This window comes from Advenella mimigardefordensis DPN7, from assembly GCF_000521505.1.
Taxonomy (GTDB): Bacteria; Pseudomonadota; Gammaproteobacteria; order Burkholderiales; family Burkholderiaceae_B; genus Advenella; species Advenella mimigardefordensis.
In genome coordinates, this window is record NZ_CP003915.1 from 3,051,217 (window position 1) to 3,074,375 (window position 23,159).

Genomic DNA, 23,159 nt, shown 5'->3' on the forward strand with positions numbered 1-23,159 from the left:
ACTTGTCAGCCCCCCCTGATGATGCAGGACAAACCAGAGGATACCGCATAAAATACCGGTAATCTGTGGTTTTTATATTAGCCCGTTATTATAGTTATCTACCGTGGGCAACGGCAATGCCCGCCCGATTTACCGAAATAAAAAATCAGAACTGGGCCCAACCCTCTGATATCAAATACTTTTTCACGACAACCATTCATGACGACGTTCTCCGCCCCTTCCTCTCCCTCCAACAGCGCCCCTGCAGCGACCACTGATACGCCGGTGACAGATAGCCGTTACGCGCTGATACAGTCCTGGCTGGCGCCGCTTGCGGAAAAATACGAGATGCGTATTGACAGCTTGCGGCCCGCGTCCAGCGATGCGAGCTTTCGCCGGTATTTCCGGGTAGACACGACTACCGACAGTCTGATCATTATGGATGCCCCTCCGGCGCATGAGGACTGCCGTCCGTTTGTAGATATTGCCACACGCCTGAATCAGGCCGGACTGAACGTGCCGAAAATCCTTGAAGCGCAGGCAGACCAGGGCCTGCTGCTGTTGAGCGACCTGGGTCACGATACCTTTTATCAGCGTATAGTCAACGGGATTGACGATGCAACCTTGCAGGTACATTACCAGGGCGCGCTGCAGGCGCTGGTCCGGATGCAGCAGGTGCCTTCCACCCAACTGCCCGTCTATGACAATGCCAGGCTGCGCGAAGAACTGAACCTGTTTCCCGACTGGTACGTGACGCGCCACTGCAACAGCGCTATGTCAGACCAGGAAAGCCAGACGCTGAACTCGATTTTCGATATGCTATCGACACGCAACGCGCAGCAGGCAACCTGCTTTGTACACCGCGATTACCATTCGCCCAATTTGATGATCAACGATCATCCGGAAAACGGTGCCGGCCCGGGTGTCATTGATTTCCAGGACGCCGTATGCGGCCCGGTATCCTACGATCTGGCTTCGCTGGTCATGGATGCGCGCACCACCTGGGAAGAACCGCAGCAACTGGACTGGGCCATCCGCTACTGGGAACAGGCAAAAAAGGCCGGCATTCCGGTTCCGGCAGACTTTGCCGACTTCCACGTTGAGTATGAATGGATGGGGTTGCAGCGTAATTTACGCATCCTGGGCGTCTTTGCCCGGCTCTCAATCCGTGACGGCAAAACCCACTACCAGCAGCATATGCCCAGGGTGAATGCCTACGTCCGTCAGGTTGCCGCCCGCTACAATGCGTTCCGTCCGCTGCTGCGACTGCTGGACCGTCTGGACAACATCGAAACGAAAGTAGGATACACATTTTGATTCAAACCATGATTCTGGCAGCAGGACGCGGCGAACGCATGCGTCCGCTGACCGACACCCTGCCGAAACCGCTGCTGCCCGTCAATGACAAACCGCTGATTGCCCATCATCTGGAACGCCTGGCTGCTGTCGGCATTACCGATGTCGTCATCAACCATGCCTGGCTGGGCGAACGTCTGGAGGAAGCGCTGGGCGACGGGAGTCAGTTCGATGTCGCGATCCAGTACTCCCCGGAAACCATCGCACTCGAAACGGCCGGTGGCATCGCCCATGCCCTGCCGCTACTGGGTGATCAACCATTTTTGGTTATTAATGGCGATGTCTGGTGCGACTGGAATCCCATGCAGGCTGTCAGTGTGGTCAACCGGCTGCACGATTCGCCTACCCAGGCATGGCTTCTGATGGTGGACAATCCGGAACACCATCCCGAAGGGGATTTCAGCCTGGATTCGCAGGGCTACCTGAGCCCGCGTCAGAATGGCAACACCGCCCTGACCTATGCCGGTATCGGCGTCTTTCACCCCAGCCTGTTCCGCAATACCGACCCGGATCAGCCGGCGCCGCTTGCGCCGTTACTGCGCATGGCGATGGCTACCCGCTCGGTCGAAGGCTATCATTACACAGGTCGCTGGACCGATGTCGGCACACCGGCACGTCTGGCTGAACTTGACCGGCAACTGCGTAGCACCCGCTAAACAGTCAGTGGAAAATGTACAATACGTTACTGTTGATACTTGGACGAAATACTCATGTTTGGATCTTCCAAAAGAGCCACCTTTAAACCTTCTGTTTTTGAAACCAGCAGCCGTCGCCGCCATCGCCGCATGCCCCCATGGGTGGGCATCTTGTTTACCGGCATTATCATTGGTGCCGGCGGTTACTGGTTTTTGCAAACCAATTACGGCCCGAAGCGCCTGAGCCTGGACGAGTCCAATAAGCTGACCGGCGAGGTTACGTCGCTCTCCACCGATCGCCAGCAATTGCAATCACAACTGGAATCTGTCACACAGCAACGCAATACCCTTCAGTCCCAGCTGGATGCACAGACCGAAACGTTGAATAAGGTTCAGGCCCAGGCCAAAGACCTGAGCGACAATCTGGTGCTGATCAAAAAGGTCATTCCGGCCGATCCCAGCGGAAGCGCACTGGGGATTCGCGTTGGCGAATTCGGTGGCCCGATGGGTAAACTGGAATACAGCATGCTGCTCATGAAGAAAAATGAACAGGATCCCGACTTTCAGGCGTCGATCGAATTTTCCGTTAATGGCCGTTACCGTAATGGTCGTTCGGGTACAACCGATCTGGAGCCGATCATGCTCGACGTGACCGATTTTCAGCAGGCAAACGGAACCGTGGACATACCACCTACCATGACTGCTCGCCGCGTTACGGTTAAAATCACAAATGTGGCAACCGGAAAGGTTTTAACCACACGCACTTTCCAGGTCAGCCGCTAATGCACTGCGCAAACGGTTAAGCTTTCTGATTTCATTGTATTTCGACCGCTTGCGCTTCTTTCCACCCTTTGGCAAGATGAGGCACTATGGACAAGCAACTGACAAAAATTCTCGTCGTCGATGACGATCCTGCCCTGCGCCAGCTTCTCGCGGAATATCTGAACCGCCACGGTTACGATACCCTGCTCGCGCCCGACGCCAGTGATATTACCCAGCGCATCACCAAATTCTCGCCCGACCTGATCGTGCTGGATCGCATGCTGCCGGGGGGCGACGGTGTGGAAACCTGCCGCAGGCTGCGTGCACAGAATGAAGACATTCCCGTCATTCTGCTCACCGCAAAGGACGAAACGGCGGATCGCATTATCGGCCTGGAATCCGGTGCCGACGACTATCTGGGCAAGCCCTTTGACCCGCGCGAACTGCTGGCGCGTATCGAGACTGTGCTGCGGCGTAAAAAAGGCGCTTCTGCGCTGGTCAAGGAAACGCCCGTGCATTTCGGCCCCTTCACCTTTGATCCGGCCCGGCGTCAGTTGTTCAAGGATAATGTTCAGGTCAAGCTCACAGGAGGTGAAATCAACCTGCTCGAAGCGCTGGTCAAAAACTCCGGCAAACCGCTGTCCCGTGAACGTTTGCTGGCACTGGCCCGCGATGACGACGAAGGCGAACGCAATGACCGCGCCATTGACATTGCCATTCTGCGTCTGCGTCGCGCCGTGGAAGATGATCCCAAAGATCCGCGCTGGATTCAGACCGTCTGGGGCATTGGTTACCGATTCTCTCCTGACGCATGATAAAACCCTCGCTGTGGCCGCGCTCCCTGCGGCTGCAGATGATCCTCTTCATTCTTGGCACCGTCATTCTGGTGCAACTGGGCAGCTTCGCAGTCGGCAACTATATCAAGGAACGTTTCCTGGAGGATGTGGTTGTCAATTATTTATCTACAACCATTCGCACACTGCGTTCTGCCGTCTCTCAGATTCCTGAAAACCGCCGGGCCGAATTCATTATCGAGGCTTCACAGAAACGCTGGTATCTGCTGTCTCGCGCAGATCCTTATGCCAATCGACGCCGCAAGGGTGGCACACTGGACTATCACGTATCACCTCCGCCACCGCCGCCACCCATACCGGAAGCGGCCCGTGAAGTAGAGCGCGCCCGTCAGCGGGGGGCTCCAAAGCCGCCACCACCACCGCCACGCTTTGGCGAAGAACCCAGCAATGACATTCTGAAAATCGTCAGGCGACTGAACATGGAGCTGGATGACGGTACCCGCGTCGGCCTGACGCGCGGCCCCACCCCGCGCATGTTCATCTCCCTGCAATCGGATGACGACGATGGCACGCAATTCATTCGCGAATGGCTGGTGATTCCGCTGGACCGTATTCAGCCGCCGAACATGCATGCGATCAGTATCGCCTGGCTGAGCCTGACAGGCCTGTTGCTGATCCTGGCCGCCGGATTCGCCTGGCATATCACACGACCGCTAACCCGTCTCACCCTGGCCGCAGACAAGCTGGCGCAAGGGCAACCGGAACGCGTTACCCCGGCGGGACCGACCGAAACCCGTCAGCTGGGCGAACGCTTCAACGCCATGCTGGATGCACTGGAAGAGTCCAAGGCCGTACAGCAAACCCTGCTGGCCGGGCTGCCTCATGATCTGAAAAGCCCGCTGGCACGCATGCGCCTGCGTGTAGAGCTGACCGATGACGTGACGTTCAAGGAAGGCATGCGTAACGACGTGCATGAAATGCAGGACATGATCGATCAGTTCATCAACTATGTGCGCGGATCAGACCTGGCCACCTACAAATTCCAGTCTGTCAATATCCGCGAGTGGGTTGAAGAACGCGTCGCGTCCTGGCACGATGCCGGCAGTCCGGTGCACTTGCAGGCGCTGCCGTCCGGGACTGCCTATGTCAGCGTCGATACCTTATCATTGGGGCGCGTTCTGGACAATCTGATCAGCAATGCCCTCAAGCATGGTCGTCCGCCGGTTGATGTCAGCCTGACCCTGACCGATGAACAGGTCATGATTGCTGTTGCCGATCATGGCGATGGGATTCCGGCAGAGCGCCGCGCAGAAGCACTGCGCGCGTTTTCGCGACTGGATTCGGCCCGCACCATGACCGGCAGTGTGGGCCTGGGCCTATCTCTGGCTGAAACCATTGTCAGCGCACATCACGGCAAACTGACTTTGGGCAGCAGCGACAGCGGCGGCCTGCTGGTAACAGTCACTCTGCCTCAGGTTAATCCACCCGCTTCATAAACGACACATCCTTCGCCTTGCGCTCCTTGCCCAGCATATCCCTGTAATACCATAGAGTGACCAGCGGCAATGCTACCAGGAATAAGGCGAAGGCAACGACCAGCAAACGGGTGGTTCCCAAACCGGTCACACTCTCCCAGATAGTCAGTTCATCCAGTACGAAAAACGGGAAAATACTGAACACCAGTCCGGCGATCACACTCAGCACAACCAGAACGGTCAGGATGAATGGCAACCAGATAAGGATGCGCACGCGCTGCACCTTGCGCACGACCAGTTCGATCAATACGAACATGGCCAGCAAGGCAAACCAGCCAATCAGCAACATCGGCAGCCTGGTCGTTTCCGTCCACTTGAAAAACACGCCGCCGTTGACCATACCCAGCGCCACCGACACCGCCACCACGCCTGCCGCCGTGAGGCGGGACGCCCGACGCACCCAGCCCCTGGCCTGCAGTTGCAGGTCATCTTCCACCCGCATCAGCAACCAGGTGCCGCCCAGCAACATGAACGCCGCAACGGTACACAGCGCAATGAACACGGCAAACAATTGACTGCCCGGTTCGGTACCGAAGTTAACCGCGATTCGGCCAAGCACCAGGCCTTGCCCGAAAGCGGTCAGCAACGAACCAATGGCAAACGCGGTGGCGAACACGGAGCGGCCAGCCGCCAGCGCACGCAGACGAAACTCATACGCCACGCCGCGCAGCAAGGTCCCCGCCGCCAGCAACATCAACGGCAAATACAGCGCGCCACTCACATACGCCCATGCCTTGGGAAAGGCCGACAGCAGAATGGCACAACCGAAGAAAATCCACAAGACGTTCATGTCCCGCCACGGGCCAAGGAAGGTGAACATCCTGGCGCGCTGCTCCTCGGTAGCAAAAGGCATCAGCATGCCCACGCCCAGATCGAAACCATCCAGAACGGCGCCGGCAATGGATACACCAAGAAAAACGGTAAAGCAAAGCAACGGCATCCAGAAGCCCGGATCGTAGCTATTGAGTCCTAAGGAGCCTGCCAGAGTGTCAATCATGCTGTTCTCCGGATCTTACGTACAGGCACGACTCCGTAGCGCGCGGCGCGGCGCGCCAGGAAAATGAAGCCGGCCAGAATCATGGCAAACAAAAGCCACATAACCAGGGTGACCGTAGCAATCAGCACACCGCTCTGCTCGCTGCTGAACGCTTCGGCGTAGGTAATCAGCCCATGTACGAAATACTGCCCATCGCGCAGCGACAGCAGGATCAGCGTGAGCCACAATACCAGCCAGCTGGCCGGACCAACCCACACCAGCGCATGCTGCGCCCAGCGCGGCAGTTTGCCAAATTCACTGCGCCGTTTCAAATACCAGCCCCACTGGAACAACGACACCACCGCAAGCAGCAGTAACAGGCCCAGCACCAGTTTTTGCGCCCACAGCGCAATCGTCGGCAACGGCGTGTCCTGTCGGAACAGCTCGGCTTGAAACAGCACGCAGCAGACGGCCAGCAGGCCCAGCCCCAGTACCACCAACCCGGCGCCGATCCTGAACCCCAGTTGCTCGGCCGCATTCAGGGGTTTGGCCAGCGCTTCACTGGCGCTGATTGACACCATCAGCCCGCCCACGCCCAGGCAGGCCAGTGAAATCATGAACGCGATACGATGCCAGGCCTGGGCCTGCAGGATCAACACACGCCAGTCAATCAGGGTAAGCGGACTGGTGTCGGGTACCAGCCCGGCAGGAAAATGCAGCCAGCTCTGAAAGCAGATCAGCAATGTGGCAATGATGGTCAGGCCAAGTGCTGCCAGCAGTACAAAAATGCTATGCAACCACGAGGAGAGCGTGCCCTGACGATACAGCATGACGTCGGTCACGAACAATTTGATAACGAAAGTGAGTGCTGCAATCAGGACGATCAGCGGACCGCTGACGGGGCCCAGTCGCACCAACAGATTAGGCCATAGCGCGCCGGTCTGGATCAGGAGAAAAACCATCCCAAGCAGTGACACAGTGATCGAGAGTGCAAAAATACGCACCCAGAAGCGATACATTTCCATCCAGCGGCCATCGGCAGCCTTGCGGTGGGTCATCCCTTTGCAAAATAGCAATATCCAGCCCAAAACGACTGTAGACAGTCCGAAAACGGAAAAGAAGGACAGCGAACTGAAAAACTGCAGTTTTGCCAGCTGTAATGATGAAATATCCCACATTCTCGATAGCAGTTTAAATTTCTGGGCAGTTGAGCGATTCCCAAGAGTCTAACCGCTGAACATGGCAAAATGGTCGATATTATCGATTTACTGAAATTTTAAAATATGTCCGCTTCAACACCTGAGCTTCCCGCCTCCAATTTTTTGCGAACCATCATTGAGAACGATCTGAGTAATGATCGCTATCAATCAAAAAAATGGGCTGGCGAGCCCGGACCCGCCTCGGTTTTGCAGAATGCGCCGAAAGATCCTGCCCGTATCCGCACCCGCTTTCCGCCCGAACCTAACGGTTACCTGCATATTGGTCACGCCAAAAGCATCTGCCTGAATTTCGGCCTCGCACGCGATTACGGTGGTATCTGCCATTTACGCTTTGACGACACCAATCCGGAAAAAGAAGAACAGGAATATGTGGACGCCATTGACGACACGCTGGCCTGGCTGGGCTTTACCACCAAAGGTCCCGATGGCGATGAAAATCGCTATTTCGCCAGTGACTACTTCGGCTACATGTACGCGTTCGCTGAAGCGCTCATCAATGGCGGTTACGCCTATGTCGACGAGCAAACACCCGAACAGATCCGTGAAAACCGCGGTACGCTGACCTCGGCCGGCGTCAATTCGCCCTGGCGCGATCGTTCAGCCGAATCATCGCTGGCGCTGCTGCGTGAAATGAAAGCAGGCAAGCACCCTGACGGCAGCCTGGCCCTGCGCGCCAAGGTGGACATGGCTTCACCCAATATCAATATGCGGGACCCTGTGCTCTATCGCATTCGCCATGCAGCGCACCACCGTACAGGCAATGATTGGTGCATCTACCCCATGTACACCTACGCCCATCCGATAGAAGATGCGCTGGAAGGCATTACGCACAGCATCTGCACGCTGGAATTTGAAGACCAGCGGCCGTTTTACGACTGGCTGCTGGCGCGGCTGACAGAACTGGGCCAGTTGCGTGACCCGCTGCCCCGTCAATATGAATTTGCGCGCCTCAACCTCAAGCATGTGGTTACCAGCAAGCGCAAGCTGCTGCAACTGGTGCGCGAAGGCCATGTCACCGGCTGGGACGACCCGCGCATGCCCACGCTCGCGGGGCTGCGCCGCCGTGGTTACACCCCTTCGGCCCTCAAGCTGTTCTGCGATCGCCTGGGCGTATCCAAGTCCGACTCGCGGATTGACTACAGCCTGCTGGAACAGGCACTGCGTGATGACCTGGATCCGATTGCCGAGCGCAGCGTGGCCGTGCTTGATCCAATCAGGCTTATTATCACCAATTATCCCGAGGGTCAGACTGAAGACTGCAGTGCACCGCGTAACCCGCACGACGCGCAGGCCGGCCGGCGCCAGTTCCCCTTTTCGCGCGAATTGCTGATTGAGCGCGACGACTTCCGCGAAGAGCCGCCCAAAAAATATTTCCGCCTGTTCCCTGGTAATACCGTCAGGCTCAAATATGCCTATGTGATTAAATGCACCGGCTTTGACAAGGATGAGGCTGGCAACATCACACAGGTTTACGCAGAATACCTTCCCGATACCAAGAGCGGCACACCCGGCGCCGACAGCGTCAAGGTCAAAGGAAATATCACCTGGATCAGTGCGGCGCATGCTGTGCCGGCCACTGTCATGCTCTACGACCGCCTGTTCACCGATCCGTCTCCCGACAGTGGCGACAAGGATTTCCTCGACTATCTGAATCCCGACTCGGTGCAACGCGTCAGTGCCTGGCTTGAACCGGGCTTTACCGCCACACCCGGTGCCCGCTGGCAATTTGAACGCCTGGGTTATTTTGTGGCAGACTCTCAGGACTCCACTCCCGAAACCCCTGTATTGAACCGCTGTGTTACGCTGCGGGATTCATGGTCCTAATTATTAAAGTGAATTGAAACGTGGCTTCCAAATCCTCTTCCTCTGCCCTCGAATTCAAAAGCGCCTCGCTTTTTGTTATCCGGATCGAACTGAAAAGTGCCGATACCGCAGCGCTGCAGCAGGCGCTGGAACAGAAAATGGCTGAAGCAGGCAGCCTGTTCGAAAACGAGCCGGTCGTCCTGGACATCAGCGGCCTGACCAGCGCGCCCGACTGGGCTGAACTGGTGGCGCTGCTGACCAGGCTCAAGCTGCCTGTTATCGGTGTGATGGGTCCCGATGGTGCCCTGATTGACAGCGCCCGCCAGGCGGGCCTGTCCAAGGTTGACATCTCTACCCTCAATCAGCGCCAGCCGCCAGAGCCCACGCTGCTTACCGAACCGGTAGCTGATGCGGTCAAACTGGCACCGGCCGCCCATGTACAAACAGTGGCCACCGCAACGGAAAAAGAGACGCCGCCCGAGCCCAAAGCACCTCCAGCCAATGCGCGGAAAGCGCCGACAGCGCCACGCACCCCAGCTCGCCCGGCGGAACCGATCATCCGCGAAACCATTCGCGAAGTACCGGTCCCCGTCCCCACCATGGTGCTGGCGCGCCAGCTGCGTTCCGGTCAGCGCGTCTATGCCCGTAACAGCGACCTGATCGTGATCGGTGTCGTCAGCCGTGGTGCCGAAGTGATTGCCGACGGCAACATCCATGTGTACGGCCCGCTGCGCGGCAAGGCCATCGCGGGTGCCCGTGGCAATGCCTCGGCGCGGATTTTCACCTCTCATCTGGATGCGGAGCTGCTTGCCATAGCCGGTATCTATCGCGTCATCGATGCCGATATCGAACCACAGCTGAACAAAAAGCCGGTTATTGTTGAACTGGACAACGAAACGCTCAAATTCATCCCGGGTGACAATAGCGGTCAGGGATAGGACCGCTCCCCCGTAACCTTTTTTAAAAGAAATTCATACCGATATGCGTTAAGATATCGGCACTTACAGCCATACGGATATATAGGAATAACCTTACATGACTCGCATCATTGTGGTAACTTCAGGTAAAGGCGGCGTGGGCAAAACCACCACCAGCGCCAGTTTTTCATCCGGTCTAGCCATGCGTGGCCACAAGACAGCCGTCATCGATTTCGACGTCGGCCTGCGTAACCTTGACCTTATCATGGGATGTGAACGCCGCGTCGTGTACGATTTTGTCAACGTCATCCAGGGTGAAGCGACGCTGAATCAGGCGCTGATCAAGGACAAACAGCTGGAAAACCTGTTCATCCTGCCTGCGTCACAAACCCGCGATAAGGATGCACTCACACGCGAAGGCGTGGAAAAAGTGCTGAACGACCTCAAGGCAATGGATTTTGAATATATCGTATGTGATTCGCCCGCCGGCATTGAAACCGGCGCACTCATGGCCGCCTATTTTGCCGACGATGCATTGGTTGTGACCAACCCCGAAGTCTCCTCGGTACGTGACTCTGACCGCATTCTGGGTATCCTGTCTTCCAAGTCGCGCCGCTCCGAAAAGGGAGAAGAGGCCGTCAAGGAATACCTGGTGCTCACCCGCTACAGTCCGAAACGTGTAGAAGACGGCGAAATGCTGTCCCTGAAAGATATCGAAGACATCCTGCGCATCAAGCTGATTGGCGTCGTACCCGAATCAGAAGCCGTTTTGCAGGCGTCCAACTCCGGCGTTCCTGCTATTCATCTGAAAGATTCTGACGTGTCTGAAGCCTATCAGGACATCGTCGCCCGCTACCTGGGTGAAGAAAGACCGTTGCGCTTTACCGACTACAACAAACCGGGCTTCTTCAAACGACTTTTTGGAGGCAAGTAATATGTCCTTCCTGAGATTTCTTCTTGGTGAAAAAAAGTCATCGGCCAGCGTTGCCAAAGAACGCCTGCAGCTCATCATCACGCATGAACGCAATGAAGGCACGGCCAGCGCACCGGATTTTCTTCCTCAACTGCAAAAAGATCTGATCGAAGTCATTTCCAAGTACATCACTATCAATCCGGAAGACCTGAAAGTCAATGTAGACAAACATGGCAATCTGGAAGTACTTGAAGTCAAAATCGAAATGCCTCAGGATCCCAAAGACGCGGTCGCCAAGGTCGGTTAAGCGGGCTGTGCACGGCCATCACAGTTGAAATAACTCCTGCCAACGCTGCACCGCCGTGCATGCAGTGCATACCAAAAAAGAAAGACCGGATTCCGCCTGATGCAGAAGCCGGTCTTTCTCTTTTCATGTAAAAAGGTCAGCAACGTGCTGACCTTTTCACTTCAATCACCCCTTGTGCTGTGCTTGCCTGATCAGATCTGTTCATCTGAACCAGGGACTAACGGCAGGCAGCAGGCAGGGACATGGGTTTTAGCGACGACGACCACCCACCTGATTACCGATCACACCACCAATCGCAGCGCCACCCAATGTACCTAAGGTGCCGCCATCTGTCAGCAACGAGCCGGCTACGCCACCAATAGCGGCACCGCCGACAGTATTTCTGTCACGCTGGCTCATACCACCACATCCGGCCAGCGCAATGGCAAGGCTTCCTGCAATAATGCTCTTGGCTACGATATTGGTTTTCATATTATGTACTCCTGAGTGGGAATGAAGATATCTCGCGTCTTGGCCAAGCGAGTGCTCGACGCGAACGCCTTACTGACACTATACAATGAAACACTTTCTGCGACCAACTGCACCCTGGCCAATTGTTACACAGCTGGTTTATTTCATTCCAAATGATATCAACTGAAATAAGCCGCCATATTTACGTGGACAAAATGCAACGCTGCAGCCGCGTTTGTTGCACGGCAATATGCGACTGCAGCCAGGCGTTTGTTTACTTCAGTGCCTTATAACGAATACGACGGGGTTTTGCCCCCTCTTCGCCCAGTCGTTTTTTCTTGTCTGCTTCATATTCCTGATAGTTGCCGTCAAAAAAGACAACATTGGAATCGCCTTCAAAAGCCAGAATATGCGTCGCAATACGATCCAGAAACCAGCGATCATGGCTGATGACCATCACGGCGCCCGCAAACTCCAGCAAAGCATCTTCCAGGGCCCGCAGGGTTTCCACATCCAGATCGTTGGACGGCTCATCAAGCAGCAGGACATTACCGCCCTTGATCAGCGTATTGGCCATATGCAACCTGCCGCGCTCACCGCCCGACAACTGCCCTACCAGCTTGGTCTGATCCGATCCCTTGAAGTTGAAGCGGCCCAGGTAGGCGCGCGCAGGGATTTCAAACCGCCCAACGTTGAGCACATCTGATCCCTGAGCGACAAAATCGAACACACTCTTATTATCGGCCAGTGTGTCGCGCGATTGATCCACAAATGAGATATTCACGGTCTGGCCGATTTTCACTTCGCCGGAATCGGGCTTTTCCTGACCGGCAATCATGCGAAACAGCGTAGACTTACCGGCACCGTTGGGACCGATAATACCGACAATGGCGCCAGGCGGTACCTTGAAACTCAGATCATCAATCAGCAGACGCTCACCAAAGGCTTTGCTGACGTTGGCAAACTCAATAACCTCGTTACCCAGGCGCTCGGCAACAGGAATGAAAATTTCCTGAGTCTCGTTGCGTTTCTGATATTCATGGGAAGACAGTTCTTCAAAACGGGCGAGACGCGCCTTGGATTTGGCCTGTCTGCCTTTCGGATTCTGGCGTACCCATTCCAGTTCCTTGCGAATCGTTTTCTGGCGTGCCGTTTCGCTGGCCTCTTCCTGCTCCAGGCGCGCTTCCTTCTGCTCCAGCCAGGAACTGTAATTGCCCTTCCAGGGAATACCGTGACCACGGTCAAGCTCAAGAATCCATTCGGCCGCATTGTCCAGGAAATAGCGATCGTGGGTCACGCCCACAACGGTGCCCGGAAATTTCTGCAGGAACTGCTCCAGCCACTCGACACTTTCCGCATCCAGGTGGTTGGTAGGCTCGTCCAGCAAAAGCATGTCTGGCTTGGAGAGCAACAGGCGGCACAGTGCCACGCGCCGTTTTTCACCACCCGAGAGCTTGCCGACAATCGCCTCCCATGGTGGCAGGCGTAGCGCGTCGGCCGCGATTTCCATCTGCGTGCCAATATCATCGGCACCGCTGGATGCGGCGGCAGCAATCACCGCCTCAAGCTCGGCCTGTTCAGCGGCCAGTTTGTCAAAATCAGCATCGGGCTCGGCGTACTCAGCATACACCTCTTCCAGCCGCTGTCTCGCGGCAAACACCTCACCCAACCCGGCTTCTACCGATTGCCTGACAGTATGCTCCGGATCCAGCTGTGGTTCCTGCGGCAGATACCCGATTTTTAAGCCGGGCATTGGCGTGGCTTCACCTTCAATATCCTTGTCAATCCCCGCCATAATTTTCAGCAGTGTGGATTTACCGGATCCGTTCAAACCAAGAACGCCAATTTTGGCTCCCGGAAAAAATGACAGCGAAATATCGCGCAGAATCTGCCGTTTCGGAGGCACGATTTTGCCGACACGATTCATCGTATAAACGTACTGGGCCATAGTTAATTTTGCTTGCAAAAAATTCAAATAACCATTGTATGAAATAAACATGATGCGTGCCGTGCGAGGACGGCTACAATAACAATAAGACCAGCAATCGGACTACTGCCATGAGTTTTGTACCTGAACCCACCTTCACCGACCACGAAATTGCGCTGTTGAAAAAAACGGCAGAGGCGCTTACCGCCTATCTGGGCAAACCGGTCATCGCCGAAATCGATACCACCGAAGACGGCCTTGAGTGGATTGCTTTCGGTGTGCCGCTGGATATTGCAGATGAAAACCCCGACGATATCGTCACCCTTGAAATGGGCGGCCCCGGCGCCCGGCTGATCAGCGAATCCAGTGATCTCGAAAACCCCGAAGACGAAGTGTATGCCTGCGAATTTCTTTGGGGCATCCAGATTACCGACATAGAAAATGCACGCTTCGTGCGCATTGACTTTGAAGGCGAAGAAGTGGAATGGGGAGACGATATCGAAGAATTGCTGCCTTTCGGCATGCGGGAGCCGGAAGCCGGTGAGTTGCTTGAAGCCGAAGAAAACGACGACGATGAAGAGGACGACCCGCCCCCGACATCCCAGGGACCAGCATCACCCACATTGCATTAAGCAGATTGGCCATACGTGGCGTATCGGCACTGTCGCCGTATGTCACGAATACAGCTTACACAATGAACGCTGCAGAGGTGGGTTGCTGCATGACAACCCTGAAAGACAGATGGCCGTCCTGCACCGGGCCATCCAGCCCGGGACAACAGGGCTGCCAGTCAGGAACGCTTGCGGCGATCCTGCATATATTGCACCCATCCGGCCGGATACATCAGCGAGACCAGTATTCTTGACATATTGCCCTGCAACTCCACGGCAGGCGGCAGCGGCTTGCCGGCGCGCTGCAAGTGCAGCCGGAAGCGCGTATATCGTGCCGCTGCCAGCAAAAATGTGACCGGCTGGTAGCGGAACCAGGGCAGGCAATTAACAACCGTATCACGGGCCAGCAGCAAAATGCCCAGCGCATTCTTCTCAGCCGAGACCGCGCCCTCCTTGCTCAGGGAATCTTCACTCTCGTAGTAGGTACGAAATACTTTGTTGACAAAGCGCGTCAGATACCCATCCCGGGCAATCGCACGCCACACCATGCTCTCGGGAACGAAACCATCGATATCTTCCGGAAACGGATAATGCTTAAGCACCTCTGTTTGCAGGCAACCGAATTTTTCTCCTGTCACATGACTTTTGAAATACATATCCAGTGACGTCATGTCCATGACGTCCTCGGGATAGCGATCCCCCACAATCGCACCATCAGGACGCGCGCACAGCCCGGTTACGGCGATATAGCCACTTTTCAGATCATCGGGAATGCCACGCCATACCCCAGCCATTGATTGCAGCGAATCGGGCAGCAGCGTGTCATCGCTATCGAGGGCCACGATCAGTCGTCCCCAGGCCTCCCTCACACCGGTATTGAAAGCCGTTTTTTTATGTTGATTGGTTTGCCAGACGTACCTGATAGGGAACGGTGAATCAACCTGCCAGGTTTCTATTTTATTGCGTGTGTTGTCGGTCGAACCGTCATCGACCACCAGCCACTCGAAATCCTTAAATTGCTGCTCGCATAACGATTGGTAGACGCGCTCAAGGGTATGAGCGCGATTATAGGTCGGCGTCAACACCGTAAAAAAATAAAGATTTTGCGTCATGGCTTTACGTATTCAATCCGATCATTATTTTATTTTTGTTGGCCTACGATAGCAGAGAATTTCATAAAAACGATGTACAACATGTAGCAAAAAGTAAACCCTCGCGCCGGAAAATTAGCCGGAAAGCACGCAGCACACCAGGCGAAACCAACAGCTCTCGCGCCATGGTTTTTAGGGTATGAAAATACAAAAGCCTTTTGCAGGCGGCCTGTTTGACTGACACTGATATTGCCATTGTTGGAACGCCATTGTGCCCAACTTTTCCATACCAGTTCAGTTCAGGCGAGAAAAAAGCCACTTGCGCAAGTGGCTTTTTCGATTTCTTCCGCCAGGCGAAGAATCGCCATCGGATAGTAAAGAGCAACGGGTCGTTATACAGTATAGCTCGACAGCAATAGACGCCCTTTGCCCGGCGCGCAGATTACACGCGTTTTACTTTTTCCAGCATTTTGAATACGCCTTTGGGCGCACGTACAAAAAGACGTTTGAATGCTTTACCCAGGCAACGACGCTCCAGCGTGTTGCGGCGAGTGCGTTTGACTTCTGCCATGAGATTCTCCGAGAAAATTTTACGTAATCGGAGATTCTAGCATTAAATCAGCTATTTATCCACGAATTTCGCCTCACCCCCCTATTCCGATAGCGAAAATCAGACACCCGGGTTATGCATCCGCAAAGCCAGCTCACAGGCGACACGTAGCGACGCTGGATCCGCCACTCCTTTGCCGGCAATATCATAAGCGGTCCCATGGTCTACACTGGTGCGGATAAACGGCAGGCCCACGGTCACATTCACGCCGTTGTCCACGCCAAGATACTTCACCGGGATCAGGCCCTGATCATGGTATTGCGCCACGACAATATCAAACTCACCACGGCGGGCCCTCATGAAAATCGTATCGCCAGGAAAGGGGCCATCTACATCAAGCCCTTCCGCCCGGGCAGCGTCAATCGCCGGCCGGATGATGGTTTCGTCTTCATGGCCAAACCGCCCTCCCTCACCCGCATGCGGGTTAAGCCCTGCCACCGCAATACGCGGCGACGCCAGACCCACCATGCGACAGGCCCGATCTGCCAGCCGGATGGTGTCCAGCTCGTTTTCAAATGTGATCAGCGCGGGTACCTCGCTCAGCGCGACATGAATCGTCACCAGAATCACCCGCAACTGCTCGTTAAGCAGCATCATCGCGACCCTTGGCACCCCTGCCTCCTGGGCCAGAATTTCCGTATGCCCGGGAAAATCAACACCGCCAGCCTTAAGCGAGCGCTTATTGATGGGCGCGGTGACAATGGCCGAAATCTCACCCGCCATGGCATCGGCAATCGCAGCCAGGAGAAAGTGATAGGAGGCCAGGCCAGCCTGCGCACTCACCTGACCCAGCGGCAGATCCTGCGGCAAAGGGTCGGCACAGCGAATAACCGGTATTTCAGACGAAATTGCCATGTTCTGGTGTGCCGCCTTCCATTGGGCCACCGAGTCATGGGCAGTAACTGGCAGGCTCAGCCCAAGCTGGGCAACGGCCCGCGATACAGCCCCGGCGTCCCCGTATACCACCGTGCTGGCGGGCAGCCCCTGGCTGAACAGCCTGGCGACCAGTTCGGGTCCAATACCTGCGGCATCGCCCATCGTCAGCCCCAGGGGCCCCGTTGCAGACAGTAGCGGTTCAGTTGTCATAAAGTCACGATTTGTGAATACGTCGATAATGGTGAATACGTCGAATGGTGAATACGTCGATCATGAGTGGCCATGCGACCAGCGTGCGAAAGTGTAATCCCAATATCCGAACAATACAATCGACCTCCTTCACCGGTCCGGCTCCGTCCGGCGGACCGACCCGCCTGCAGAATTTTGGTGCTGCATCGTGTCAACAATCAATTATTATGCGACAATATCATACCTGTTTATTTATACAGTAAGCATCCTCTTCTTCCTCATCGCCCCTGTCGGAAACAGGGGCTTTCGGAGCACTTCATGAGTTCGCAGATCCGGATATTCGGCGCCAGGCAAAACAATCTCAAAAATCTCGATGTCACCTTCAATACCGGAGAATTCGTGGTTGTGACCGGCGTTTCAGGCTCGGGCAAAAGCTCGCTCGCCTTCGATACGCTTTACGCCGAGGGTCAGCGCAAATATGTGGAAACCTTCTCGCCCTATGCCCGGCAATTTCTGGATCGCATGGACAAACCCCAGGCTGATCGTATAGAAGGCATTCTGCCTGCCATTGCCATCGACCAGACCAATCCGGTACGCAATTCTCGCAGCTCGGTCGGCACCATGACCGAACTGAATGATCATATCAAATTGCTGTTTGCCCGCGCCGCCAGGCTTTACTGCCGCCAGTGCGGCACCGAAGTGCGCAAAGACAATCCGGATTCCATCTATGAATTTCTTGCCACCGCTACCCCGGCACTGAACGATCCGCGTCTTATCCTCACTTTCCCCGTGGTCGTTCCCGGCAATTACAGCGAAGACGAAGTCCGCCAATATCTTGAACAGCAGGGCTATACCCGGGTGCACGCCGAGGAGGAACGCAGTGCCACGGTCACCCCCAAAGGGCGCAGCAAAGCACAGAAAGTGGAAATCAGCCGGGTGCTGCATGTGGTCCAGGATCGCTTCCGCTTTTCCACCACCGAAAAATCGCGCGTGATCGAAGGCCTGGAGGCCTGCCTGCGCTACGGAACCGGCATGTGCACCGTCTACGCGGTAGACAATGACAGCCAGCCGCTGCAATCATGGAAGTTCAGCGAACAGTTGCACTGCGCCAATTGCGATATTACCTACTCCTCGCCCCTGCCCAGTACCTTTTCCTTCAACTCCCCCCTGGGTGCCTGCGATACCTGCCGTGGTTTCGGGCGCGCCATGGGCATCGATTTTGGCCTGGTCATTCCCGACGAAACCAAATCCCTGCAGGACGGCGCGGTCAAACCCTGGCAGACACCAAGCTATAGCGAATGCCAGACAGAAATGATGCAATACGCGAAAAAGGCCGGCATCCGCACCGATACGCCGTGGAAACAACTGAACAATGCAGAGCAGCACTGGGTGCTTTACGGCGATCCCGAGTGGAAAGGCGGCGCGTCCGCCTGGAAGCATCAGTGGTACGGGGTACAGCGTTTTTTTGACTGGCTTGAGACCAAGTCTTACAAGATGCATGTGCGTGTGCTGCTGTCCAAATACCGCAGCTATACGCCCTGCCCCGCCTGCCACGGCTCACGCCTCAAACCAGACGCCACGCTATGGCGACTGGGGGATGCCGCCGTAAGCGATGACATCACGGGAACCTATACCCGCTTTATGCCCGTACATGCCAAATGGTCAGAGCCGGCGCTGAACGCGCTGGACGGTCTTGGCATTCATGACCTGATGCGCCTGCCAATCACCCAGGTACGGGAATTTTTTGCCACCCTCACTCTTTCCGTCTTCATGGACAGCGCCATGGATCTGGTGCTTCAGGAAATCCGCAGCCGGCTGGACTTTCTCTGCAACGTAGGCCTGGGTTACCTCAGCCTGGACCGCCAAAGCCGTACGCTGTCCGGCGGCGAAGTCCAGCGTATCAACCTCACGACTGCGCTGGGTACTTCACTGGTCAACACGCTGTTTGTCCTGGATGAGCCATCCATTGGCCTGCATCCGCGTGACATGCACCGGATTGTCCAGGTGCTGCATCGCCTGCGCGATGCCGGCAACACCCTGGTGGTGGTCGAGCATGACCCACAGGTCATGGTCGCGGCCGACCGGATTCTGGATATTGGCCCGGGCCCGGGCGAGCGCGGCGGGCAGATCGTCTTTGACGGCTCGCCGCAGCGCCTGCGCGAAGGCAGCTCGCTCACCGGCCGCTACCTGAGCGGACAATTACGGGTCGAAGCGCCCCGTCCAATGCCGGTCCAACCCAATACACCCAAACTCATCATTGAAGGCGTCAGCGCCAATAATCTGCAGAACGTCGATGTTGCCTTTCCGCTGGGTCGTCTGGTCTGCCTGACCGGCGTTTCCGGCTCCGGCAAATCCACGCTGGTTCAGGATGTCCTCTACCCGGCGCTGCTCAAACATTTTGGTCGCCCCACAGAGGCACCCGGCCCGTTCACCCGTCTGCTAGGCGCGGAACAAATCGCCAGTGTAGTCATGGTTGATCAAAGCCCGATAGGCAAAACCGCCAGATCGAATCCCGCCAGCTACGTCGGCGCCTTCGATGCCATTCGCAAGCTGTTCGCGCAGGCGCCGGCAGCCCGTGAACGCGGCTATACACCCGGCACCTTCAGCTTTAACAGCGGCGATGGCCGTTGCCCCACCTGCGGCGGCACCGGCTTTGAGCATGTGGAAATGCAGTTTCTGTCCGATGTGTACATTCGCTGCCCCGACTGCGACGGCAAGCGCTTCCGCCCGGAAATTCTGGAAATCCATGTAGAACACTTAGGTAACAGCGCCTCTATCGATCAGGTGCTGGATATGACTGTCAGCGAAGCGCTCACTTTTTTCAAAGGACTGCGCGACGTACAAACCAGCCTGTCCCCACTCATCGACGTCGGGCTGGAGTACCTCAAACTTGGCCAGCCCGTCCCTACCCTGTCCGGTGGCGAGGCCCAGCGCCTGAAGCTCGCCGGGCATCTGGCCGAAGCGGCGCGTAGCGGTATCTCGTCGGCAAAGGTCGCCAAAAAAGGCAGCCTGTTCCTGTTTGACGAGCCCACTACCGGCCTGCATTTCGACGATGTTGCCCGACTCATGGGTGCCTTTCGCAAACTGCTGGGGGCGGGCCACTCCCTGCTGGTCATCGAACACAATCTGGACGTGATCCGTGCCTCCGACTGGCTGATTGATCTGGGCCCCGAAGGTGGCGTTGACGGGGGCCGCATCGTCGCCGAAGGTACGCCCGCGACCGTCATGACCATCCCCCAATCGCACACCGGTACTGCGTTGCGCGAATACGAATCGGATATTATCGCCAGCGCACCGCTGTCTCTGCAGGAGCCGCTGGCCGATTACGCGGGCAGCACGGCACTAACAGCGGCAAGACACGAGACGCCGTCGCAAATCGATATCATGAACGCCAGGGAACACAATCTGAAAGGCGTCAACGTACATATTCCGCATAATACGTTTACCGTTATCACCGGTGTGTCAGGCTCCGGCAAATCAACGCTGGCCTTTGACATCCTGTTCAACGAAGGCCAGCGCCGCTATCTGGAATCACTCAACGCCTATGCACGTGCCGTGGTGCAACCTGCCGGCAAGCCGGATGTGGACGCGATTTACGGCATTCCGCCCACGGTCGCCATCGAGCAGCGTACCAGTCGTGGCGGCCGCAAATCCACGGTCGGCACCATGACCGAAGCGCACCATTTTCTGCGGCTGCTGTATGTCAAACTGGGAACACAATATTGTCCCGACTGTCAGGTTCCGGTGGAGCCACAATCACAGGAACAGATTTTTGCCCGCATCATGAGTACCTGCAAGGGCAGGCACATCGGTGTTCTGGCACCACTGGTCACGGCTCGCAAAGGTTACTATACTGACCTGGCCAAATGGGCCGAAGGCAAAGGCTATACCCACCTGCGGGTTGACGGTGACTTCATTCCCGTCAAGCCCTGGCCCAGACTCGATCGCTACAAGGAACATACGATCGAATTGCCGGTGGCCGATCTTATTATTACCCCGGCCGCAGAATCCAGCCTGAAGCAGGCCCTGCACAGTGCGCTGGAAACCGGCCACGGCACCATGAGCATCATTCTCGATCTGGACCCGACAAATCCATTGCAGGCCAGTGAGCTGGAGCAGCAACACTTTTCCACCAAGCGTGCCTGCCCGTCCTGCGGCACGAGTTTCCCCGAACCCGATCCCCGTTTGTTCTCTTATAACTCCAAGCATGGCTGGTGCAACACCTGCTTCGGCACCGGCGTCAAACTCACCGGCTTCAACGAAGAACAAAGTGGTGAGGAAGATGCCTGGAAAAACCTGTCGGATGACGAAGAACACGAACTCCAGGCCTGCCCGTCCTGCCATGGCCAGCGCCTGAATCGCAACGCGCTGGCGGTACGCTGGAAGGACCGCAGCATTGCCGATCTGGCCGCGTTGCCGGTCAGCGAAGCGCATACCTTCTTTGCCGGCCTGATTCTGAAAGGTCGCGATGCGGAGATTGCGCGCGATATCCTGAATGAAATAAAAAGCCGGCTGGCCTTTATGGAAGAGGTCGGGCTGGGCTATCTGGGCCTGGATCGGTCAGCCCCAACACTCTCCGGCGGCGAAGCACAACGCATCCGTCTGGCTGCCCAGCTGGGCTCGAACCTGCAGGGCGTGTGCTACATTCTGGACGAACCCACCATCGGCCTGCATCCGCGAGACAACCGGATACTGCTCAGCGCACTGTCACGACTGGAAGGCAATGGCAATACCCTGGTGGTCGTAGAGCACGACGACGATACCATTCGCCGCGCCGAACATATTATCGACATCGGGCCCGGGGCAGGTGTGCGTGGCGGTACCGTGGTCGCCCAGGGTACTTACAACGATATCATCAGCAATCCGCATTCGCTCACCGGTCGTTACCTTGCTCACCCCATGGCCCACCCATTAAGGCCCGGCCAGCCCACCAACGCCGATACCGATTACATCGAGATTCATCGTGCCCATTTGCATAACCTGCAACACGTGAATGTCCGTATTCCCAAAGGACGCCTCAGCGTCATTACCGGCGTATCGGGTTCCGGCAAGTCATCACTGGCGCGCGATGTTCTGCTGGATAACCTCAAGGGTGTAATCGGCACCAAAACACCGGCCCCATGGCGTGGCTGCGAAGACATCACCGGCTGGGAAAGTGTGGATCGCGTCCTGGAAGTCGATCAGACACCCATCGGCAAAACGCCACGGTCCTGCCCGGCAACCTATATCGGCTTCTGGGATGATGTACGGCGTCAGTTTGCAGAAACGCGCGATGCAAAAATTCGCGGCTGGAGCAGTTCCCGATTCTCATTCAATACCGGCGACGGGCGCTGCCCCATTTGCGAGGGCCAGGGTATGCGCACCATTGAAATGAGCTTTTTGCCCGACATTAAAGTGCCATGCGAGGCATGCAACGGCAACCGTTTCAATCCCGATACGCTGGCCATCCGCCTGCGTGAAAAAAATGTGGGCGAAGTGCTGAAAATGGAAGTCGATGATGCCATTCCCTATTTCGCCTCCCATCCCAAGGTCAAGCGCTCATTACAACTGCTGCAGGATGTCGGTTTGGGCTACCTCACGCTGGGACAACCTTCCCCTACCCTTTCCGGCGGTGAAGCTCAGCGGATCAAGCTCGTATCGGAGCTGGTGAAGGCAAGACTGGACGAAGGCGTTATCAAAACCGGCAGAGCCTCAAGCAGGCCGCATACCCTGTATGTGCTCGACGAACCCACCGTAGGATTGTCCATGGCAGACGTCGAAAAGCTGATTATCGTGCTGCACCGGCTGGTCGAAGCGGGCAATACCGTTGTTGTTATTGAGCATAATCTGGACATCATGGCCGAGGCAGACTGGATTGTCGACATGGGCCCGGAAGGCGGCAATGGCGGTGGACAGGTAGTGGCAATGGGATCGGTGCAGGACATTATTGCGAAAAAAGCCAAGTCCCATACCGGCCTTGTGTTGGAGGAATTTCTGACCCGCGGGCCTGAATCGGTGCCAGCCCTGTCATCGTAAAACGGCAAGGGCCGCGACAGCAAACCTGCGGCGCGGCCCGCTGCAGGCCAAAAACGCCAAAAGCGCCAGAAACTGTAGCGCCGCCTTGCCCGACAATCACCGCCTGCGGTGCCCCCTGGCGCCGCCTATGGCCATGCATCGCGCCCATGCATCGCGCCGTCCGGGCGATGCGGCCAGCTCACGCCGGCTGCCA

General features: G+C 56.4%; 18 protein-coding genes. 11 read left to right on the forward strand and 7 right to left on the reverse strand.

The genetic code is table 11. The features are described from left to right. The first annotated feature begins 327 nt into the window (after positions 1 to 327). From MIM_RS14020 to MIM_RS14040, 5 genes are all read left to right on the forward strand, one after another. Positions 328 to 1,296 carry an aminoglycoside phosphotransferase family protein gene (locus tag MIM_RS14020; RefSeq protein ID WP_245592879.1) on the forward strand — a complete coding sequence of 323 codons (969 nt, stop codon included), beginning with the start codon at positions 328 to 330 and terminating at the stop codon, positions 1,294 to 1,296. Then, positions 1,296 to 1,991, forward strand: coding sequence for an N-acetylmuramate alpha-1-phosphate uridylyltransferase MurU (murU, locus tag MIM_RS14025; RefSeq protein WP_025373391.1), 696 nt, complete (start codon positions 1,296 to 1,298; stop codon positions 1,989 to 1,991). The genes MIM_RS14020 and murU overlap by 1 nt, the downstream gene beginning before the upstream one ends. Before the next feature lie 54 nt (positions 1,992 to 2,045). Continuing rightward, the gene (locus MIM_RS14030) at positions 2,046 to 2,753 is read left to right on the forward strand and encodes a hypothetical protein (RefSeq protein ID WP_025373392.1); all 708 of its coding nucleotides are present in this window, start codon (positions 2,046 to 2,048) and stop codon (positions 2,751 to 2,753) included. Positions 2,754 to 2,839: 86 nt separating this feature from the next. Then, positions 2,840 to 3,547 carry a response regulator gene (locus tag MIM_RS14035; RefSeq protein WP_014750106.1) on the forward strand — a complete coding sequence of 236 codons (708 nt, stop codon included), beginning with the start codon at positions 2,840 to 2,842 and terminating at the stop codon, positions 3,545 to 3,547. Further along, entirely contained in the window at positions 3,544 to 5,022 is a 1,479-nt protein-coding gene (locus MIM_RS14040) for an ATP-binding protein (RefSeq protein ID WP_025373393.1), read from the forward strand. The genes MIM_RS14035 and MIM_RS14040 overlap by 4 nt, the downstream gene beginning before the upstream one ends. Here MIM_RS14040 and MIM_RS14045 read toward each other — a convergent pair. Beyond that, entirely contained in the window at positions 5,003 to 6,058 is a 1,056-nt protein-coding gene (locus MIM_RS14045; protein WP_025373394.1) for a cytochrome d ubiquinol oxidase subunit II, read from the reverse strand. The genes MIM_RS14040 and MIM_RS14045 overlap by 20 nt on opposite strands. Further along, positions 6,055 to 7,215, reverse strand: coding sequence for a cytochrome ubiquinol oxidase subunit I (locus MIM_RS14050; protein ID WP_025373395.1), 1,161 nt, complete (start codon positions 7,213 to 7,215; stop codon positions 6,055 to 6,057). Before MIM_RS14050 ends, MIM_RS14045 begins: the two co-directional genes overlap by 4 nt. A gap of 105 nt (positions 7,216 to 7,320) precedes the next feature. Here MIM_RS14050 and MIM_RS14055 point away from each other — a divergent pair, with 105 nt between their 5' ends. The 4 genes from MIM_RS14055 (at position 7,321) to minE (ending at position 11,197) form a co-directional block, all read left to right on the forward strand. Continuing rightward, the gene (locus MIM_RS14055; protein WP_025373396.1) at positions 7,321 to 9,081 is read left to right on the forward strand and encodes a glutamine--tRNA ligase/YqeY domain fusion protein; all 1,761 of its coding nucleotides are present in this window, start codon (positions 7,321 to 7,323) and stop codon (positions 9,079 to 9,081) included. 20 nt (positions 9,082 to 9,101) lie between these two features. After that, entirely contained in the window at positions 9,102 to 9,998 is an 897-nt protein-coding gene (minC, locus tag MIM_RS14060; protein ID WP_025373397.1) for a septum site-determining protein MinC, read from the forward strand. Positions 9,999 to 10,095: 97 nt separating this feature from the next. Then, entirely contained in the window at positions 10,096 to 10,911 is an 816-nt protein-coding gene (gene minD, locus MIM_RS14065; protein WP_025373398.1) for a septum site-determining protein MinD, read from the forward strand. A gap of 1 nt (position 10,912) precedes the next feature. Next, positions 10,913 to 11,197, forward strand: a complete 285-nt coding sequence (gene minE, locus MIM_RS14070; protein ID WP_025373399.1) for a cell division topological specificity factor MinE — start codon at positions 10,913 to 10,915, stop codon at positions 11,195 to 11,197. A 249-nt stretch (positions 11,198 to 11,446) separates the two neighbouring features. Here the strand turns inward: minE and MIM_RS14075 are convergent, their stop codons facing one another. Together MIM_RS14075 and ettA are read right to left on the reverse strand one after the other, a co-directional pair. Beyond that, a complete protein-coding gene (locus tag MIM_RS14075; protein ID WP_025373400.1) occupies positions 11,447 to 11,668 on the reverse strand; it encodes a glycine zipper 2TM domain-containing protein in 222 nt (73 codons plus the stop codon). 253 nt (positions 11,669 to 11,921) lie between these two features. Beyond that, positions 11,922 to 13,595: an energy-dependent translational throttle protein EttA gene (gene ettA, locus MIM_RS14080; RefSeq protein ID WP_025373401.1), complete on the reverse strand. Its 1,674-nt coding sequence runs from the start codon at positions 13,593 to 13,595 to the stop codon at positions 11,922 to 11,924. A 110-nt stretch (positions 13,596 to 13,705) separates the two neighbouring features. On the opposite strand from ettA, the gene MIM_RS14085 reads away from it, so the two are divergent. Further along, complete coding sequence (locus tag MIM_RS14085; RefSeq protein ID WP_025373402.1) at positions 13,706 to 14,206, forward strand: hypothetical protein; 501 nt, start codon at positions 13,706 to 13,708, stop codon at positions 14,204 to 14,206. Between the two features lie 158 nt (positions 14,207 to 14,364). Here the strand turns inward: MIM_RS14085 and MIM_RS14090 are convergent, their stop codons facing one another. From MIM_RS14090 to pdxA, 3 genes are all read right to left on the reverse strand, one after another. Continuing rightward, positions 14,365 to 15,297, reverse strand: a complete 933-nt coding sequence (locus MIM_RS14090) for a glycosyltransferase family 2 protein (protein ID WP_025373403.1) — start codon at positions 15,295 to 15,297, stop codon at positions 14,365 to 14,367. Between the two features lie 421 nt (positions 15,298 to 15,718). After that, positions 15,719 to 15,847, reverse strand: coding sequence for a hypothetical protein (locus MIM_RS23595; RefSeq protein ID WP_281177991.1), 129 nt, complete (start codon positions 15,845 to 15,847; stop codon positions 15,719 to 15,721). A gap of 99 nt (positions 15,848 to 15,946) precedes the next feature. Beyond that, positions 15,947 to 16,972 carry a 4-hydroxythreonine-4-phosphate dehydrogenase PdxA gene (pdxA, locus tag MIM_RS14095; protein ID WP_042070362.1) on the reverse strand — a complete coding sequence of 342 codons (1,026 nt, stop codon included), beginning with the start codon at positions 16,970 to 16,972 and terminating at the stop codon, positions 15,947 to 15,949. 297 nt (positions 16,973 to 17,269) lie between these two features. Here pdxA and uvrA point away from each other — a divergent pair, with 297 nt between their 5' ends. After that, a complete protein-coding gene (gene uvrA / locus MIM_RS14100) occupies positions 17,270 to 22,966 on the forward strand; it encodes an excinuclease ABC subunit UvrA (RefSeq protein WP_025373405.1) in 5,697 nt (1,898 codons plus the stop codon). Positions 22,967 to 23,159: the final 193 nt, after the last annotated feature.